Here is a 15,375-nt window from a genome sequence, read left to right on the forward strand (position 1 = left end):
CTCTTCTTGCCTCAAAATTAGGAAAGAAGGTGTCTACAAATCTCGGGGCTATTCAATACGAAGGGTTCCTACGGCTGGAGCTTCTATCTGCCGTCGGACTGGAACCCAACCGATCTCTGCGAGATCGTCATGGGACAGTTCCACCAGGAAAATCAGTTCAACCCGGCCTTCCAGTTCTTCTATCAAAGCCACGGCGGTGGGCTACAGGTTAAGAGCCGGGTCGACACGAACAACGGAACTTTCGGCAAGGACGTCCGGACAATCATACCGGAAAAGGATCTTCGCGGCAGATGGCACGACATCCGGGTTGAAGCCTACTGGCGAAATCGAGACGATGGCTACTTTAAGGTATACGCAGACGGGAATCTCGCCTACGACTTCAAGGGTCGTACGACGATTGCGAAGCGTGTCTTCTATAAGCTTGGCATCTATCGGTTGTCTGCAACTGCGGCATCCCCGACACTTGTCATGTACTACGACGGTATCTGGCGGAAGTGACGGCCAATCGCTCCGATCCCTAGATCCAGTTCGAGGTCGTGACCGACGACTGTCCGGTCGCGTACCGAGCCGGATGCGTTAACGTATCGGCAAGGTCGCGAAGTCAACTCCAGGCGTCCTCCCGGAACTCTACCGGGAGACAAGCATTGAACTGCATACGCCCTTTCTTGGATTATCATGATGCCCGTTAGCAATATAACCCGGCTCCCTCGACCGGACCTCTCTCCACAGGATCGCGTAGAGCTGTTCGACAACGCATTCGAGGCCACTCTGATCGGCCTCGCACTACTGGATCGTGCTGGTATCGTCATTAAGGCCAACCGCGCTCTGGCGGCGATGCTTGGCTATAGCGCCTCGTCCTTGGCTGCCATCGAATTGTCGTCGTTGACGGCCTCGTGCTCGGAGGATCGAGAGACCGACATGCTGTCTGAAATCCTGGAAGGCAGGCGGGGCAGCTACAAGGTCGAAAAGCACTACCTCCGCGCTGACGGCACCAAACTAGAAGCATGCTTGACGATGACGGCCATGCGTCGAAAGGACGGCGAACTTGTCCGGCTTCTGGCGCAGGTTGAGGATGTCGGCGATGATCGTCGCGTCGAGCGCGAAATAGCCGAGCGGAACGCGCAGCTTGAGCTTGCGATGGAGGCGGTTCGCGGAGGCTTCTGGCACATGGACGTTGGGACAAACGCCTTCATCACCTCGGAAAGGCTGGCTTGCTTTATCGGCGGTCCCCAAGCTGCTCAAATGGACCTCGAAGTCTCATGGCGAAGATCTACACAGAAGATCGCGTTGCAGCCGACCTTACGCCGCTTCTGGAAGGAGCCGTCGATAAGTCTATCGCAGAATATCGCCTCGACACATTTGAAGGTCTGCGCTGGATGCGCTGCGACCGGAGACTTCTTCGGGATAGAGATGGACGACCATTTCGGATCGTCGGAGTAGTCATCGACTTCACTGCGGAACACGCGCGCTTGGAGCAGACTGAACTCCAAGCGGAAACCGGCTCCTTGACCGGGTTAGCAAATCGTCGCGGCCTCCATCGGGCTTTCAATCGGCTTGAGGCTTCCGCCGCATGTGGGCTCCTCGCCATCGATCTCGACGATTTCAAGGAAGCAAACGACCGTTTCGGCCACGCTGCCGGAGATGCCGTGCTGGTTGAAGTGGCGACGCGGTTGAGGAGCGCGGTTCGGACTGAACACACCGTTGTCCGAACGGGTGGCGACGAGTTTGCGATCCTGGTCGAAGGCGGCGAGAATGTCGTGATGGAGATAGCCGAACGCGTGGTGCTTGAATTGGAGCTGCCGGTGGAACTCACCGAAGGCGTCGTTCAAGTCTGTGGAAGCGTTGGCGGAACGTGGACCCAGCCGAAGCCTCGCTCAATCGAGAGGATATTGGCTCGAGCTGATGGGCTTCTTTATCAAGCCAAAGCGTCCGGAAAAAACATGTACCTGGTTGCGCCCCTTGAGTAGGGCGGCGAAGCGTTGCTCAGGATCCACGGGGCGAGGCATCCTCGGTCCCGTGCGCGACCGCAATTGCTTCGACTTCGACAACGAGATCGGGGTGGACCAGGCCGGACGCTATTACAAGCGTTGAGGCAGGCTTTTGGCACCCGAGATGAGCCTTCCGGACCTCCGCAAATTCCGGAGAATCATCACGGTTTGTCAGGAAAACTGTCGTCTTGAGCAAGTTCTCGAAGCCCGTGTTTGCCTCGCGCAATACTTAGCAAAGACTGCATTTGACCGATCTCTTATTCCTTGAAGTCTGTCCACGGGGTTTGATGAATTCGCATTGATCTCCCTCCACCTTCGAATTGGCGCCGGGCGGAAAGCGAGCATAGCGATATCACGATGGGAGGCCATCTTGCGACAGCCTCCCCGACGTGCCCGAGCGCCACCTTCATCGAACGTGACAGGCCATGCGAGCGACATTTCGTGATGACTCCCTTGGAAGCCGAACCTGGGCAAAGCGCTCCCGCGTCGCCTACGCTGACGCCACGAGAAAGAGGTTAACCCCCGTGGCATCTGCTCGGACTTCGACTTTTTCCGGATTGAATCCTGCAGATACCGCCATCCGGATCATGTCGTCCTCGGAGCGATGGATGAGGAACCAGTTACCTACAGCCTCGACATAAGATCGCGAAGAATGCATGTGGCTGAAATTTCCAACTACCGCATGACCGCCAGGCTCCAGCATCGACAGGAAGCGCTTTAGGAGGAAGGTCGCCGTCTTGTCATTTAGGTAATCGAAGAGGCCGGACGACCAGATGAGATCGAAACTGTTGTTCGGACGCCATCTAAGAGCATTGTGGCATACGAATTCGAGGGAATGAGTAGCTTCTCGGCGATATGCCGACAGGTTGGCGGCTGCGCGCGAGATTGCGTTCATGTCGTTGTCGAGCAGGACTACGGTGCTCGGACCCGACGACGACTGGAGAATGGGCCTCACATCGAGACCGGGGCCGCAACCAACCGACAGCAACGACGCGGGACGGTGTTCGTCGCAGAGCGTTCCAAGCATCGCTGCGCGATTTCTCACGGCGTCGGTGGCAGGTGCTGTGTGGAAGAACGCGTCCCACCGGGAGAGGGTCGGATCAGCAGATGTGGTGCGGTTGTAGATGCGCTCGATGATCTCGAAGTCGCCGGAATAGCCGTGGGGTTTCAACCGGGCGAACCCTTGCATGCTTGCCGTCGTGCCGAAAACGTCCCAGTGTGCATTGAGCAGGGCTTGGAAGCGGTCGTTGTGCGCCTTCCTTACGGCCAGCCCGCTTTGAACGGCGAACTCTTCAGCATGAAGGACGTCCAGCGCGCGGGCGACGACGCCATATTGCTCTGCAGTTGGCCCTCCGGCGAGAATGACGTCTTCAAGTTGGTCAGCTGCATCGTTGGCGTTCACTTCGATCTCCGTTGGCGTATGGCTGGCGGCCGACTTTGCCTCGGAGAAAATGGCTGCACATGCTCCAACTGGAGGAGGCGGTGACGAAAAGAGAACGGCCTAGCTGCCGAGCAAAAGGGTAGCCAGAGCGACCTGAGAGTTCACGCCCAGTTTCAAGTAGACGCTCCTGAGATGCGTCCGCACGGTTTCGTATCCGATCTGAAACGCCGTGGCTGTCTGTCTTGGGGTGTTGCCGGACGCGACACTAAGAGCCACCTTGATCTCGGTGGCGGTTAGCTTGGAGTTTTCCAAGAACGATCTTTGGCGATCCTTCAGCGTCGCGAAGGTAGGTTCCACGATGACGGCTACGGTTGGCCCCTCGAGAAATTCGGTGAACCTGCTGGACTGCAGTCTAACGACCGTGATGCGGTAAGTGGTTTGACCGCTATCGTCTCGAACGAACGATGTCTTGGGCAGGGCATATTGGCCACCGCGGACAAGGAGCAACTCCAGCGCTGCCGCCGACCGCTCACATCTGATCGAGACTCTCCCGTCCGGTGCTACACACACCGGAAAGCCAGAGCCGAGCATTGGCTGCGCCGCTTGGTTCGACCAACGGAGCCGACGTCTTTCGGAGACATAGAGCAAACCTGCCCCGATGCTGTCGAACAGGCCTTTTGCGCCAATAGCTTCCGGCGCAACGACGTCGCGCTTGCGGATGAAGTCGAATGCTCGCTTCAGGTGAGGGGAGAGCAAAGTGTAACGCTCGGCCGCAGTCCGATTGGTTTCAGGATTTGATGACGAGGTCGCTGGCGACAGGATGAACGTCCGAGTCTCCTCTCGGATAATGGAGACGCCCACACTCGTTTCGCATCCGGCCTGCCGCTTGAGCCAGTCATTGTAGAACTCCGACTTTACCAGGTCCCGACGCGCGAAGATCTCGTCGCCACAGAGACCCTGACCGACGGGCACTCGGTTCATCCGCGGAATCCAAGGGTTCACCGCCGCGTAGTGACTGCTGAAATCCGCGACCTCAGCATCAGTGAAGCCAGAAATGAACGGAACGTGCGCGACCGGAGATGCCAGATCATGGTAGTGCAAAGCCGCCTTGCCATCCGGTGAAGTTTTGGCAACCGCATCGAGAAACGACTGCCAGTCGCATTCGCCGAACAGGCTTCCATAGATCATGTCTGTCAGATGCGATGTCGTCTCCGCTGCCTGCATGCAATTCCCCGGTGCATGGTGAAAGGTGAGTTCTCGCACTATGCGCGAGTGGCCGCCAGTACTGAAATTGTTGAGGCTTTGTGCCGTGTCGGGCACTTCCTCTCCTCCAAGTGGAGGAGGCTGATGCCGGGTTGCACCGTAAATTACCGTGAAGCACCAATCTGCTGGCCGCCGTCACCAGGCATGCCAAGGGGATGGCAAGCTACGACGTCGAAGCCGGGGCTGCCGGGTCGTCGAAATCGCGATAACGGCCTTCCTCGCTGGCACTCAGCTCATATCGGGATCCACCCTGATCTCTGACCACGAGAATCCCGCGATCACAAAGCTCATTGATCAGCGCTCGCACCTCAGAGAACGGAAGGGCTACACCCATTGAAATCTCCTCAGTCGATGAGCCGGGATGCCTTTTGACATATCGCCGCACGAACATCTGATGCACGCTCAACCTCGGCTTCAGTTCATAGTAGCCGCTGGAAATCCTCTCACCGTCGCGCCGATGTCGCTCAACGATTTCACCCGCTGCCCAGTCGCCAAGTTCATGGAGCCACTCAAGCAGCCGACGCGCACGCTCGACCTCTTCAACGGGAAGGTCTTTTTCGGATAGGTAGTATGCGGCCACGCCATTTGTGACGATTTTCTCATTCGCACATCCATCATGAACAAGAGCGGTAGGCGGATCATTCGTGGTGACGACATTTCGCCAGCCGGAAAGCTTCACCAGCTTCTCGAAGCTCCATGTTTGATTGATGGTGCCAATCATAGCTTCCGCCCGAGTTGAGTTCTGACCCGACATCCTTCCAAGGATCGGCGCGCCTGTTAAACCACTCGCGTCCATCAGACACCCTAATCCATTGGAACAACTTAAGCATCTGCAGGTTTGCCACGCTCCAACAACATAGGAGACAAACATACATGGTGACTATGGTGGGTAACGAGTCCGACATCAAGGATCTGGTCAAGAATCTTCTCTATCTGGAATATGATGCAATCGCCGCCTACGATTCCTGCATCGAGCGTTTGGACAGTCGGGAACTGGCCAGCCAGATTGCGGTCTTCAAGGAGGACCATCTCGAGCATGTCCGGGTCCTCACGGAGATGGCCCGCGAGCTGGGTATTGAGGCGCCGACGGAAGGCGACATGAAGCAGATGCTGACGACAGGCAAGATTGCGCTCGCCGACATGATGGGCGACGCTGCCATCCTCAAGGTGATGAAGACCAACGAGGACGACACGGTCACCGCATACGAGCGAGCCGCCCGCCACGAGGATGCGATTCCGGCGTCGAAGGCCTTTTTTATGAAGGCCCATCAGGATGAGGAGAAGCATCGCGCTTGGATGGAAACGACCGCGAAGACGCTCTGATCTCGAAGAACGGTCGCCGACACATCATTTACGGGCAACACCCAAACCAAAGATTGTCGGCTTCGCCGCGAAATGATTTCGCGAGCGCTGGACATCCGGGTGAACAAGGGCGCTCCCATAACGGGTTGAGCGCCCTTGGTTTGTAGAGAACCTTCCACCAATCCGCCAGCTTTCGGATCAGCGTCGCCTGCCGGATATGGTCTCGCTCCCCCGCTTCTGAGATCCAAAAAATTTCACGAAGGCTCTTGAATCGCAAAAACGCCGAAACCAGATTTTTGCCCGCCAGTCGCCACAGAGGGACTGGTGATACCGGGAGGTCCCACGTGGCATCCCCAATCCATCTCGCTTTACGGAGGATTTGGCTATGAGAAACGAATTCGACTTCGCCCCATTCTATCGATCCAGCATCGGTTTCGACCGGGTATTGAACCTACTCAACAATTCGCAGCGGCCTCAGGCGGTTGATGCATGGCCGCCGTACGACATCGTCAAGTCCGGCGACAGCGACTATCTCATAACAATGGCGGTCGCAGGCTTCTCTGAGGCCGACCTCGAGATCACGCAGGAACGCAATGTGCTTGTGGTGAAGGGCAGGAAAGACGACGCATCGGAAGGCGAGTACCTTCATCGCGGCATTGCTGGACGGTCCTTCGAGCGCAAGTTCGAGCTCGCCGACCACGTCCGTGTCGAACAGGCGTCACTTAAGAATGGCTTGCTCAATGTTGAACTGCGCCGCGAGATCCCTGAAGCGATGAAGCCGCGGAAGATTGCAGTCGGCAACAGCCCGGAGACGCAGGCTCCGCTGCAGATCGAAGCCAAGAAAAAAGTCGCCTGATATCATGGTAGGGAGGACGGTGGAGGGCTGCGCGCACTCCACCGTAGGTATCGAGTATGCGTCACATCAACGTTCAGAAGCCCGTCGGCTTCGACCAGCACGATCTTAAAGTCTGTCAGCCTGTCTTCGACTGGATCCTTGAGGAGGGGAAGATCTCGAAGGGGTCGGAGGAAGCTGACAGAGTGGCGAAGATCGTCGTCGATCTCTACAGACAGGGGGTTCGCGAGCCGCACCAGCTGATGTCTATGGTCGCTGCGGCGAGGGAATTTTTGACTGAGCATTAGGACGCCAGCATGCTCATGCTGGCGTCTTGGTGAGCTACTAGATGGTCCGCGTAGTGCAAGATATTGTTGGCGTGTTGAGTAACGGCTAGCCAACCTATAGTGCAGCTGCCCCAACGGACGTCGGGGCAGGCAAGGCGAGCCTGCGAATTGTCGTCATCGCTGACGATCCTATCCCAATTTCGGTTAACGCGGCATCGTGGGCGGCCATATCCGGGACGGGCGGCGGGCAAGAAGCAGAATACGAATGTCGCCGAAGTGCGTGTCGTTCGCAAAGTAGATCATGGCACAAGAGATGGTGCCGACAGATCGGCCGCCAAGGGGCGGCGTGCTGAGCGACAGTCGCAAGTCGTAGAAACTTGTCGCCAACCTACTCAGGACAATGGCAAACTTCGGAAGTGTGACGTTTAATTCCTGAGCGAGATAGCGATGACTACCGACGAAAACGGCGACCTTTCCCGTGACGGGGCTCATGCCCGCTATCAGCCACGCTGCCGTGCGGCCCTTCTTAATGCAGTCATTGCCTACATAGGCTGCGCGGGCTATCGTAGATTTCGACAATCTTGAGTGTCTGCTGACTGTCAGTGCCAGGTGTCGAGGAGCGGCTCATCGTCAAAGTTACCGTTGCTCATGGCGTCGTACGCGTTGACGCTCCGACCGCCACACGGGTGCCGAATGCCGTCAGCTGCACCATGACCTCCTTTGCGCGGTCGACGGCTTCGTCCTCGTTGGCAGCATGGCCATCCGATACCTTGATCGAGACTTCCTCGCCGTCGTCGCCGAGGAAGTCGACGCGCCAGCCTGTCGTTTCGTGTGGGACCTTGGTTTCCAGCAAATGCATGTCATCCAGCCTTTTTGCCCTTGAGATCTGCCTCCACCGACTTCCGCAGCGCATCCATGATGTTGACGACGTTGCTTCTCGCTGGGGCTTCCGCCTTGCTGCCCTTGGCTACCTTCTTGGGCTTGAGCGCCTTCTTCTTCTCCTCGATGAGCTTCAGCAGGCTGATCTGGATCGGGTCGCTGACCATCTCCGGCGACCAGTGAGCAGACTTCTGCTTGATCAGCTTCTGCACGAGCGGCACTAAGTCGGGATCGGCTTCGTCCTCGATGTCTTCGAAATAGCTCTCTTCCGGCCGCACCTCGTCGCCGAACCGGAGCGACCAGAGAACGATGCCCTCGTCACGCGGCTCCAGAATGACGGCACGCTCGCGGCGGCCCATGACCAGCTTCGAAACGCCGACGACGCCATCGGACTTCATGGCGTCTCGGATGACTGCAAAGGCCTCGTTTCCAACGGCATCATCCGGCATGAGGTAATGCGGCTTCTCAAGGTAGATCCATTCGATGCTGTCAGCCGGGACAAACTTCTCGATGTCGATGGTCTTAACGGTGTCCAATGCGACGCGATCCAAATCATCCTCGGTGAGGATGATATAATCGTTCTCGCCGCGCGCGTATCCTTTGGCTTCGTTCTCATCCTTGACGGGCTTCCCGGTGACGCTGTCGACGTACTGGGAGACGACGCGGTTTCCGGTATCCTTATTCAGCGTGTGGAAGCGAACTTTCTCGCTCTCGCTAGTCGCCGGGGTCATAGCGACAGGGCAGGTGACGAGGGACAGTTTCAGATAGCCTTTCCAGTAGTACTTGGGCGCCATGACTATCTCCCTCAGCTTGCCTTGCGACGCGGAGCGGCTCCGGAGGAGGCGGCCTTCGACGCCACCCCGCGCGCGGCGCGCTGCCGACCAGTGCCCTGATTGGCATTGGCGGCGGTGCGTTTCGTTTTGGGCTCGACGTGGGCGCCAGCCTTCAGCAGGCCAGCGCTTTCGCGGAGAGCCGCCAGCAGATCGTTCGGCTTGGAGACCTCGACCTTCTTCGGCTTCGGAAGCGACTTGCCTTCGATCTTCGCCTTCACCAGCTCGGCGAGGGCCGCTTCGTACCGATCGTCAAAGGTGGCCGGGTCGAACTCGCCCTTCTTCGTGCCGATGATATGCTTTGCGAGATCGAGCATCTCGCCCTCGATCTTCAGCTTCGGCATTTCCTCGAAAGCCTTCTTCGACGAGCGGACTTCGTAGTCGTAATTGATCGTGGTGGCGATCAAACCCTTGCCGTGTGGACGTATGAGAACCGTCCGCATCCTCCGAAAGAGGACGGCGCGGGCGATTGCCGCAACCTTCGACTTCCTCATACTGTCTCGCAGTGCCACGAAGGCGTCGCCGCCCATCTTGTCCGGGGTCAAATAATAGGGCTTGTCGAAATAGACGTCGTCAACTTCCGAGCAGGGGATGAACGCTTCGATCTCCAATGTCTTGTTGCTCTCTGGGATCGTCGCCGCGACCTCTTCCGGATCGATGATGATGTACCGGCCGTTTTCGATCTCGAAGCCCTTGGTCTGCTTCTCCTTCGGAACGGCATCCTCGGTCTCGCTGTCTATGAAGACGCGGTTGACCCGGTTCCCCGATGCTTTGTTGATCGTAGTGAAGGTGATGCGTTCAGAGGTGCTGGCCGCCGTATAAAGCGCCACGCCACAGCTCACTTCGCCGAATTTGAGGAAGCCCTTCCATTGGGCGCGATGTCCCGATGCCATACGCTTTACTCCGAATCACTAGCCTGCGACTCAAGACGTGCGGCGGTGATTCGTTCCGACTCAAAGCGAATCATTTTTCAATGGGTTACGGAATCGCGCTAAGAGATTGATTCAGACGCTTGCTTTGCGATTGCAAAATTTACGTCGACCCGATTTTCCGCCTTGGGAAGGCTCCAAGGAGGAACCACGGAATCTGTCGCACGTTGCTCGACTACCAATTCATCAGCTCTGTCGAGGCGCCCATGTCAAAGGCTCAGGAAGACCATCTTTTGATGTGAAAAGCGGTCAGCGCTTGGTACCGACATTACGGGGTAGTGTGGGATGACCGCGCTTCATCCTTCCTTTGCGATGCGGCGATTGAACTCTACGACAACGGATGCCGCTCGGCCGAGATGATGGCCGCCACCTTGATTTCGACATACGTCGGGATCGCGGGGACGCGTGTGAATGCGCCGTCGTCGGACAGCACGCATTAGCCCTCGGGCGCACCACTATGCACGTCTTACCTTGCTTCCGGAACAGATTGAATCCCTGCAAGTTGATCCGGTAATCGAAACGGGAGAAGACAAAGATGGCAACGACATCGAGAGGCCGCGCACAGGATCGCGCTCGCGTCGCCGCAGGGGAGGATCAAGAGGTGAAGTATGAGGCCAAGAAGGCCGAAGCAGAACTCTATAAAAAATGAAAGCCGTCAATGACTTTCGCAGACTTCCGCCAATCGAACGGCGCGCTGTCCTAGAAGGACTGGCCACCACGCTTGCGGACACGGCAGCGTTGGCGGCTTCCGAGGGCGAGGACGCACTAGAGATGGTGATGCGTTCGGTTGGATTGGCGTTACGGGAGGTGGCAGACGACCTTGCTGCTTCCGACACTGCTCTTGCCGAGGATGTGGCTGTCCGCGCGATGAGCCTGATTATGACGTTCCATGCCAGGCATACGCATTTGCTAGCTGAGCCGACGCTACACTGAATGATAGGGAGGTGGCGAAGGGTCAGCTTTGGGGAGACACGCCCTTCGCCTGTCGCTCGAGTGTATCCAGAAACTCCCAAGCGACCGCCTATGCTAACTCAACTTCGACCGACAGCAAGACGCAGATGCCGCAAAAACGCCCGAGACTTCAGGCAATTAGCGTTCACATACGTAGTGCAAAAGGCACATGTCGATCACGCCGAAAGCGACGGCTAACTACCACTTGAGCAAGCTCTGAAGGTTCAAAACTTGTAGCCCACCTGGATCCCGGCGCGTGTCATGCCGCTATTGGGACCATCGCACAGGTTGGCGTGCGAGGAGTGAGCGACCTGTGCGATGACGTTCCAGTGCGCGTCAAAGCGATAGCCCGCACCGACATACTCATGGAACATGAAGTGACAGCCGAGCTCCGGGCCGTCCTTGGCATAGTCAAGGTTACCATTGTGCCAGACGCCGCCGAAACCTGCCTCGGCAAAGACCTTCTCGTTGAAATTGACGGTCCATGATAGGCCGCCAAAGACTTGGGTGGCTTCACCCGAGGTGCCGATCGAGGTGCCGAGGTTAATGCGCGGGCGGGCGAGCGTCTGCTTCCAGTTGGTTGCCGTATTCTGACCAAATGGATCGAAGAAGACCGTGACTTCGGGGAAGACGCCATCTTCGTGGCTGTGCCCACCCTGAACGGATGCAGAAGCGCCAAAGCGCAATTCATCAAAGATCTTTTCATCCGCATAAGCTGCCACGGAGGTAACGAAGATGCTGGCCAGTCCTGCCGCCATTAGAGTCGCGCGGCCAGTCAATTCCATTATGTTCGATGCCACTGCCTTTAGTCCCTCGCGAATCATCTTAGAGGATTGGTAACAGCCAAATCGATTCTTTAAAGCAGATAGATCGACAAACAGACAGATTGTCGGTGGTGCTGCGAATTTGCAACAATCTGAGCACGTTAGGTGCAACAAGCGGTGCACTTCGGTGGCAGTACGCACGAGCTCAGAAATGCTCAATGTAGCGCTGATCCTGCTGCAGAGGCAAACCTTGACGGTAATTCGCCACCGTGCCGTGATAAAGCTCACCCGGGGCATATGGCGCAGAAATTAGTGCAGGGTCCTTCACGGTGAAGTGGTGCCACCCTGCGTGTCACAAGGCGCAGAATCCGTGAATACGTTGTCATCATGGCCATTGATAAAAAGCGCTGGCAAGCGATGAAGCGAAAGGTGTGTTACCGGAGATCGGGTCCGCCGCAGACTTTCATTTTCGCTCGCAGGTGATCTGTCTCAACGGGATTGAGCGCAGCTGAACTGCCTTTGTGGCAACGGACCAGTGGTTCAGTGTGGTAAAGCGATTTATCGGAAAGCCTGATGTGCGACCCGTCCACGAAAAGCGACTGATTGCCGAGTATTGCGGGATGCGGAGCTGGAGCGGCACGCAGCCATGGAGCTGAGCCTCTGCCGGAAGGAAATGGCTGCACAGGGGCTATCCACCGACCGTGCAGCCAAGCCCCATCACACTACGAAGTATGAGTGGTCCTTGCGCTTATCGAGCTTACCTTGAGCCGCAGCAGCGTCAAAGATCGCTGCAAGCTGGTCGTACTCTAAGCCGCTCCTCTGGGCGAACCCGGAGAAGCTCTTCTGGGGCAGGACGTAGCCTGGCCTTAGGTCGAACTCCCTGATGAACTTCGTGAGGAGGTCGCTTCCTTCGAAGTGGTTGCTGGGTTTTGGCATTGTCGGTTCCTTTTGGGTAATAGCCATCTTTGCAGATCGGGGTGGACACGGCGCTACTCAAGCCGTAACTACGGAGGCTTATAAGGAACATATACGGAACATCCGACCATGAGCCGAAGAAAAGGTGAATTGACGCCAGCAGGCATCGACCGTGGCTGGCCCCATCAAATCGCACTCCCTGCCGAGCTATCGTATGGCAAGCTCGGGGAGGCGCAGTACGAGTTCTGCAAACCCCTCATGCGCTGTAGCCGCGGGCATTCGGTGATGTTTGAGGACAAGGGCTACAACGTGCACTGCTTTGCCACGAGAGCCGGAGCTGAAGCTTTTATGGAAGAATTCGGTGGAGAGTGGTTCGACCCACGCGACAGGGGAAAGGGCATCAACTGGAACAAATGGTATAAGGGCGGAGCTGCATCTAAGAAGTGATCTTGCGTGAAACACCACTATATCCCGCAATTCTACCTCCGGCCTTGGCTGGGCGAGGATGGACAGCTTCAAGAGTTTAAGCGAGGCTATCGCGATCGGATCACAACCAAGCGGGTCTTTACCAAGCAGACCTGCTACGCCATCGACCTCTACACCCTGCCTGGTGTCACAGAGGAGACGAAACAGAACGTCGAAAAGTTCTTCATGAGCTTTGTGGATGATTCTGCCGTGAAGGCGCGCGACATGCTAATTGCCGGAAAGATACCTACCGATGCTGACGTCCGGCATTCGTGGGCTCGGTTCCTGCTCTCGCTGGTCTTCCGCAATCCCGAGGAGGTTGCGAAATTCAAGCGGCATTTTCGGGAAACGTTGCTGGCACCCGATGCCGAATTCCAGCGGCGGTACGAAGCGGAGAGAAGGGATGGCGATCCCGAGCTTTTCGAAGACTGGATTGAGCAGCTAGACCCAACGCATGCGGAGCGGTCGGCCGTGCTCACGATGACGCGGCTTATGGAGAATCGTAGTGTGCTCCGGCTCATTAAGGGCATGTACTGGCAGGTGTTCGATACCAGTCGCATGTCCCGTAGGCTGGTGACCTCCGACCGACCGGTGATGATGACCAACGGGCTCGGACGCTATGACGGGCATTTCGCCATCCCGATCAGCCCGACGAAGTTGTTTGTGGCTTTTACTACAAAGCAGTGCTTGGACGAAACCGCCGTTAAGCCGCTTGGCGGGCTGGTGCGAGCTGCGAATGATGCCGCCATCGGGCAGGCCAAAAAGTTTATCTATGGCCTGGACGGAAGCCAGATGACCGACATGGGTAAGCGGGACTCACCTTCGTTCATCAGAGGATCTTAGGTCTGGAAAAGCCGGAGAAGGCCCACACCAGCATCCATCCGATCACCAGAGATACAATCGGCGGGAGCATGATCATCGCAACGACTGGCTTTGTTCGCTCGTAAGGGTCACCATCAAAGCCACGCGACCAGCCGAGCTTAGCGTAGAGCTGATCCGAAAGGGTGACTGCATCAAGACCGTTAAACTCTGGCCAAAGCGCGAGGAACCGATCGCGACTATACCAACACGCCTGCGGCGGCCTCCGATAACGGTTCCAAGGCTCAACTGCGGGGCGCATGGCGTAATCAATGTTGTAGGTGCCACGAGCATCTTCGCAGCGTACGGGGAGATCGGCCAAAGGGTCCGCCTCGTACCACGGCGTTCCAGCGATCCATCGGTCGCGTTTGATTTCTGGCCAGCCTATGAGGCCGCACACGACAATCCAGATGACAGTTAGAACGAGCCAGAGCCGAAACAGGCCGCGCTTGATGTTCATAGAGAGCCTCGGTTAGAACGCTTTCCCAGCGCAGTATTTGTCTTTGAGATATTTTAGGGCGTTGGTGGCGCGGACAGGATCAGCCATGCTGAAAAATCCTACGGTGTTCATGCAGCTTCCCTCCGAAGGTTTGTCGGGATGTGGGCGGCATTCTGTCTCAAGTCCGTTGATGTCAAATAAGAAGCCGGTCCCGTCCGACATCGTGTTGATCGTGAAATCGCGGGCGTTTGTGAAATCCAGCTCCCATTCACTGGACTTGATGACCCTAGTGGCAGGAATGAGGTAGGTGATAGAGGTCAGGAATTTGTAACGGCAATCGGAAACGCGCTCCACCTCGACATCCTGAACACTTCCTTCATTCCGGATCGAATATTGCACCACGTCCTGCATTTTCGCGGTCTGCTTCCACTTGGAGCCGGTGTAAGCCTTTGCGGAGACGCCATCGTCCGCCCCAACCATAATATAGGCGACGGTTTCCTCGGCACTTTGAGCAAACGCATGACAGGGAAGCAGGGTAAGCGTTAACGCCAAATATTTTGTGAGCATAGATACCCCCAACCAGAGGCCGCATTATGCACGGTACTGGTTGAACGTCCATAAACGCTTTCAACCAGCTGCGCCTTCACAGCAAGCTGATGTCGTTGGAAGCCACAGGTATCGGCCGGGCGGACGGCCGTTCAATCAGTGTGGGGGACCTGGCTGGGCCAAAGAACGCCTTTGTTGCCTCCGCCACTACGGCGCTCGCGACGGCAATTATGATAGCGAAGAACAGCTGCTTGATGAACTGCCTCATTCCATCTTTCTCCAGTTTCTTTTCCGGAATCAGATGGTCGCACCCAATAGTTAAAATTTTCGACAAATTTGTTAGGGTCTTGAAGGGGGTGTTTTAGAAAGAATTTACACCTGTGGCGAGCGCAGGCATGATTGCAGAGTGAAGGTGCCGGACCATCAATCTTGGCTTGAGATCGAAATAGCCACTTTCCAGCCGATCCAACTCGCGGCGTTGCTGCTCAATGATCTCGCCCGCAGCCCAATCACCAAGGGCATACAAACGCCCCAATACTTGTTGCACTCTCTCGGACCCTTCTTTTGAAAGACCCACTTCACTGATGAAGTACGAATGTATGCCGATCCTCGATCGGTCGCTGGTCGAAAGGGCCATCGTGAATAAGCCTACCGGGGGAAGGTCCATCGTAACGACGTTCCGAAAACCGGAGGCCCGCACGTTCAAACCGCCATGACTGAACAAGGACGCCGATCATCGAATGCAA

General features: G+C 56.7%; 21 protein-coding genes and 3 pseudogenes. 11 read left to right on the top strand and 13 right to left on the bottom strand.

Annotated elements, in window-relative coordinates:
• Positions 1 to 39: 39 nt before the first annotated feature.
• The 3 genes from ACODTZ_RS33345 to ACODTZ_RS33355 all read left to right on the top strand — a co-directional run bounded on the left by ACODTZ_RS33345 (position 40) and on the right by ACODTZ_RS33355 (position 1,967).
• On the top strand, positions 40 to 498 hold the full coding sequence (locus ACODTZ_RS33345) for a heparin lyase I family protein (protein ID WP_489031381.1): 459 nt from the start codon (positions 40 to 42) through the stop codon (positions 496 to 498).
• Positions 499 to 678: 180 nt separating this feature from the next.
• Positions 679 to 1,440: a PAS domain S-box protein gene (locus ACODTZ_RS33350; RefSeq protein ID WP_489031280.1), complete on the top strand. Its 762-nt coding sequence runs from the start codon at positions 679 to 681 to the stop codon at positions 1,438 to 1,440.
• 29 nt (positions 1,441 to 1,469) lie between these two features.
• Entirely contained in the window at positions 1,470 to 1,967 is a 498-nt protein-coding gene (locus ACODTZ_RS33355) for a GGDEF domain-containing protein (protein ID WP_489031282.1), read from the top strand.
• A gap of 16 nt (positions 1,968 to 1,983) precedes the next feature.
• Here ACODTZ_RS33355 and ACODTZ_RS33360 read toward each other — a convergent pair whose 3' ends face one another.
• From ACODTZ_RS33360 to ACODTZ_RS33375, 4 genes are all read right to left on the bottom strand, one after another.
• Complete coding sequence (locus tag ACODTZ_RS33360) at positions 1,984 to 2,214, bottom strand: RidA family protein (protein WP_489031284.1); 231 nt, start codon at positions 2,212 to 2,214, stop codon at positions 1,984 to 1,986.
• 264 nt (positions 2,215 to 2,478) lie between these two features.
• Positions 2,479 to 3,390: a class I SAM-dependent methyltransferase gene (locus ACODTZ_RS33365; RefSeq protein ID WP_489031286.1), complete on the bottom strand. Its 912-nt coding sequence runs from the start codon at positions 3,388 to 3,390 to the stop codon at positions 2,479 to 2,481.
• Between the two features lie 99 nt (positions 3,391 to 3,489).
• Positions 3,490 to 4,593 carry a helix-turn-helix transcriptional regulator gene (locus tag ACODTZ_RS33370; protein ID WP_489031383.1) on the bottom strand — a complete coding sequence of 368 codons (1,104 nt, stop codon included), beginning with the start codon at positions 4,591 to 4,593 and terminating at the stop codon, positions 3,490 to 3,492.
• A gap of 202 nt (positions 4,594 to 4,795) precedes the next feature.
• Positions 4,796 to 5,353, bottom strand: coding sequence for a hypothetical protein (locus ACODTZ_RS33375; RefSeq protein WP_489031288.1), 558 nt, complete (start codon positions 5,351 to 5,353; stop codon positions 4,796 to 4,798).
• A 152-nt stretch (positions 5,354 to 5,505) separates the two neighbouring features.
• Between ACODTZ_RS33375 and ACODTZ_RS33380 the strand changes: the two genes are divergently transcribed.
• The 3 genes from ACODTZ_RS33380 (at position 5,506) to ACODTZ_RS33390 (ending at position 7,074) form a co-directional block, all read left to right on the top strand.
• Positions 5,506 to 5,955: a DUF2383 domain-containing protein gene (locus ACODTZ_RS33380; RefSeq protein WP_489031290.1), complete on the top strand. Its 450-nt coding sequence runs from the start codon at positions 5,506 to 5,508 to the stop codon at positions 5,953 to 5,955.
• A 364-nt stretch (positions 5,956 to 6,319) separates the two neighbouring features.
• A complete protein-coding gene (locus tag ACODTZ_RS33385) occupies positions 6,320 to 6,790 on the top strand; it encodes an Hsp20 family protein (RefSeq protein ID WP_489031292.1) in 471 nt (156 codons plus the stop codon).
• Positions 6,791 to 6,846: 56 nt separating this feature from the next.
• Complete coding sequence (locus tag ACODTZ_RS33390; RefSeq protein WP_489031294.1) at positions 6,847 to 7,074, top strand: hypothetical protein; 228 nt, start codon at positions 6,847 to 6,849, stop codon at positions 7,072 to 7,074.
• A gap of 183 nt (positions 7,075 to 7,257) precedes the next feature.
• Here ACODTZ_RS33390 and ACODTZ_RS33395 read toward each other — a convergent pair whose 3' ends face one another.
• The 4 genes and pseudogenes from ACODTZ_RS33395 to ku (ACODTZ_RS33410) all read right to left on the bottom strand — a co-directional run bounded on the left by ACODTZ_RS33395 (position 7,258) and on the right by ku (ACODTZ_RS33410) (position 9,655).
• On the bottom strand, positions 7,258 to 7,545 hold the full coding sequence (locus ACODTZ_RS33395; protein WP_489031296.1) for a hypothetical protein: 288 nt from the start codon (positions 7,543 to 7,545) through the stop codon (positions 7,258 to 7,260).
• 107 nt (positions 7,546 to 7,652) lie between these two features.
• Positions 7,653 to 7,912: pseudogene (locus ACODTZ_RS33400) on the bottom strand (hypothetical protein).
• A 1-nt stretch (position 7,913) separates the two neighbouring features.
• The gene (ku, locus tag ACODTZ_RS33405) at positions 7,914 to 8,726 is read right to left on the bottom strand and encodes a non-homologous end joining protein Ku (RefSeq protein WP_489031298.1); all 813 of its coding nucleotides are present in this window, start codon (positions 8,724 to 8,726) and stop codon (positions 7,914 to 7,916) included.
• 11 nt (positions 8,727 to 8,737) lie between these two features.
• Positions 8,738 to 9,655, bottom strand: a complete 918-nt coding sequence (gene ku / locus ACODTZ_RS33410; protein ID WP_489031300.1) for a non-homologous end joining protein Ku — start codon at positions 9,653 to 9,655, stop codon at positions 8,738 to 8,740.
• A 242-nt stretch (positions 9,656 to 9,897) separates the two neighbouring features.
• Here ku (ACODTZ_RS33410) and ACODTZ_RS33415 point away from each other — a divergent pair.
• The 3 genes and pseudogenes from ACODTZ_RS33415 to ACODTZ_RS33425 all read left to right on the top strand — a co-directional run bounded on the left by ACODTZ_RS33415 (position 9,898) and on the right by ACODTZ_RS33425 (position 10,624).
• Positions 9,898 to 10,131: pseudogene (locus ACODTZ_RS33415) on the top strand (hypothetical protein).
• Between the two features lie 95 nt (positions 10,132 to 10,226).
• Positions 10,227 to 10,313 (top strand): annotated as a pseudogene (locus ACODTZ_RS33420) (DUF3606 domain-containing protein); the annotation flags it as partial.
• Positions 10,314 to 10,336: 23 nt separating this feature from the next.
• Entirely contained in the window at positions 10,337 to 10,624 is a 288-nt protein-coding gene (locus ACODTZ_RS33425; protein WP_489031302.1) for a hypothetical protein, read from the top strand.
• A 242-nt stretch (positions 10,625 to 10,866) separates the two neighbouring features.
• Here the strand turns inward: ACODTZ_RS33425 and ACODTZ_RS33430 are convergent, their stop codons facing one another.
• Both ACODTZ_RS33430 and ACODTZ_RS33435 read right to left on the bottom strand, forming a co-directional pair.
• The gene (locus tag ACODTZ_RS33430) at positions 10,867 to 11,400 is read right to left on the bottom strand and encodes an acyloxyacyl hydrolase (RefSeq protein WP_489031304.1); all 534 of its coding nucleotides are present in this window, start codon (positions 11,398 to 11,400) and stop codon (positions 10,867 to 10,869) included.
• 723 nt (positions 11,401 to 12,123) lie between these two features.
• Positions 12,124 to 12,342, bottom strand: coding sequence for a hypothetical protein (locus tag ACODTZ_RS33435; RefSeq protein WP_489031306.1), 219 nt, complete (start codon positions 12,340 to 12,342; stop codon positions 12,124 to 12,126).
• Positions 12,343 to 12,450: 108 nt separating this feature from the next.
• On the opposite strand from ACODTZ_RS33435, the gene ACODTZ_RS33440 reads away from it, so the two are divergent.
• Both ACODTZ_RS33440 and ACODTZ_RS33445 read left to right on the top strand, forming a co-directional pair.
• Positions 12,451 to 12,768: a hypothetical protein gene (locus tag ACODTZ_RS33440; RefSeq protein ID WP_489031308.1), complete on the top strand. Its 318-nt coding sequence runs from the start codon at positions 12,451 to 12,453 to the stop codon at positions 12,766 to 12,768.
• A 6-nt stretch (positions 12,769 to 12,774) separates the two neighbouring features.
• Complete coding sequence (locus ACODTZ_RS33445) at positions 12,775 to 13,629, top strand: DUF4238 domain-containing protein (RefSeq protein ID WP_489031310.1); 855 nt, start codon at positions 12,775 to 12,777, stop codon at positions 13,627 to 13,629.
• Here the strand turns inward: ACODTZ_RS33445 and ACODTZ_RS33450 are convergent.
• From ACODTZ_RS33450 to ACODTZ_RS33460, 3 genes are all read right to left on the bottom strand, one after another.
• Positions 13,616 to 14,104: a hypothetical protein gene (locus ACODTZ_RS33450; protein ID WP_489031312.1), complete on the bottom strand. Its 489-nt coding sequence runs from the start codon at positions 14,102 to 14,104 to the stop codon at positions 13,616 to 13,618. The genes ACODTZ_RS33445 and ACODTZ_RS33450 overlap by 14 nt on opposite strands.
• 12 nt (positions 14,105 to 14,116) lie before the next feature.
• Positions 14,117 to 14,650, bottom strand: coding sequence for a hypothetical protein (locus tag ACODTZ_RS33455; protein WP_489031314.1), 534 nt, complete (start codon positions 14,648 to 14,650; stop codon positions 14,117 to 14,119).
• Positions 14,651 to 14,990: 340 nt separating this feature from the next.
• Complete coding sequence (locus ACODTZ_RS33460) at positions 14,991 to 15,266, bottom strand: hypothetical protein (protein WP_489031316.1); 276 nt, start codon at positions 15,264 to 15,266, stop codon at positions 14,991 to 14,993.
• Positions 15,267 to 15,375 lie beyond the last annotated feature (109 nt).

The organism is Rhizobium sp. FG113 (assembly GCF_057809895.1).

Excerpts from the sequence above, each read along its gene's own strand:
- ACODTZ_RS33390 (WP_489031294.1), top strand. The coding sequence starts at position 6,847 with ATGCGTCACATCAACGTTCAGAAGCCCGTCGGCTTCGACCAGCACGAT.
- ACODTZ_RS33450 (WP_489031312.1), bottom strand. The coding sequence starts at position 14,104 with ATGAACATCAAGCGCGGCCTGTTTCGGCTCTGGCTCGTTCTAACTGTC.
- ACODTZ_RS33435 (WP_489031306.1), bottom strand. The coding sequence starts at position 12,342 with ATGCCAAAACCCAGCAACCACTTCGAAGGAAGCGACCTCCTCACGAAG.
- ku (WP_489031298.1), bottom strand. The coding sequence starts at position 8,726 with ATGGCGCCCAAGTACTACTGGAAAGGCTATCTGAAACTGTCCCTCGTC.
- ACODTZ_RS33460 (WP_489031316.1), bottom strand. The coding sequence starts at position 15,266 with ATGGCCCTTTCGACCAGCGACCGATCGAGGATCGGCATACATTCGTAC.
- ACODTZ_RS33425 (WP_489031302.1), top strand. The coding sequence starts at position 10,337 with ATGAAAGCCGTCAATGACTTTCGCAGACTTCCGCCAATCGAACGGCGC.
- ACODTZ_RS33455 (WP_489031314.1), bottom strand. The coding sequence starts at position 14,650 with ATGCTCACAAAATATTTGGCGTTAACGCTTACCCTGCTTCCCTGTCAT.
- ACODTZ_RS33385 (WP_489031292.1), top strand. The coding sequence starts at position 6,320 with ATGAGAAACGAATTCGACTTCGCCCCATTCTATCGATCCAGCATCGGT.
- ACODTZ_RS33380 (WP_489031290.1), top strand. The coding sequence starts at position 5,506 with ATGGTGACTATGGTGGGTAACGAGTCCGACATCAAGGATCTGGTCAAG.
- ACODTZ_RS33370 (WP_489031383.1), bottom strand. The coding sequence starts at position 4,593 with ATGCAGGCAGCGGAGACGACATCGCATCTGACAGACATGATCTATGGA.
- ACODTZ_RS33350 (WP_489031280.1), top strand. The coding sequence starts at position 679 with ATGCCCGTTAGCAATATAACCCGGCTCCCTCGACCGGACCTCTCTCCA.
- ACODTZ_RS33440 (WP_489031308.1), top strand. The coding sequence starts at position 12,451 with ATGAGCCGAAGAAAAGGTGAATTGACGCCAGCAGGCATCGACCGTGGC.
- ACODTZ_RS33430 (WP_489031304.1), bottom strand. The coding sequence starts at position 11,400 with ATGGCGGCAGGACTGGCCAGCATCTTCGTTACCTCCGTGGCAGCTTAT.
- ku (WP_489031300.1), bottom strand. The coding sequence starts at position 9,655 with ATGGCATCGGGACATCGCGCCCAATGGAAGGGCTTCCTCAAATTCGGC.
- ACODTZ_RS33395 (WP_489031296.1), bottom strand. The coding sequence starts at position 7,545 with ATGAGCCCCGTCACGGGAAAGGTCGCCGTTTTCGTCGGTAGTCATCGC.
- ACODTZ_RS33375 (WP_489031288.1), bottom strand. The coding sequence starts at position 5,353 with ATGATTGGCACCATCAATCAAACATGGAGCTTCGAGAAGCTGGTGAAG.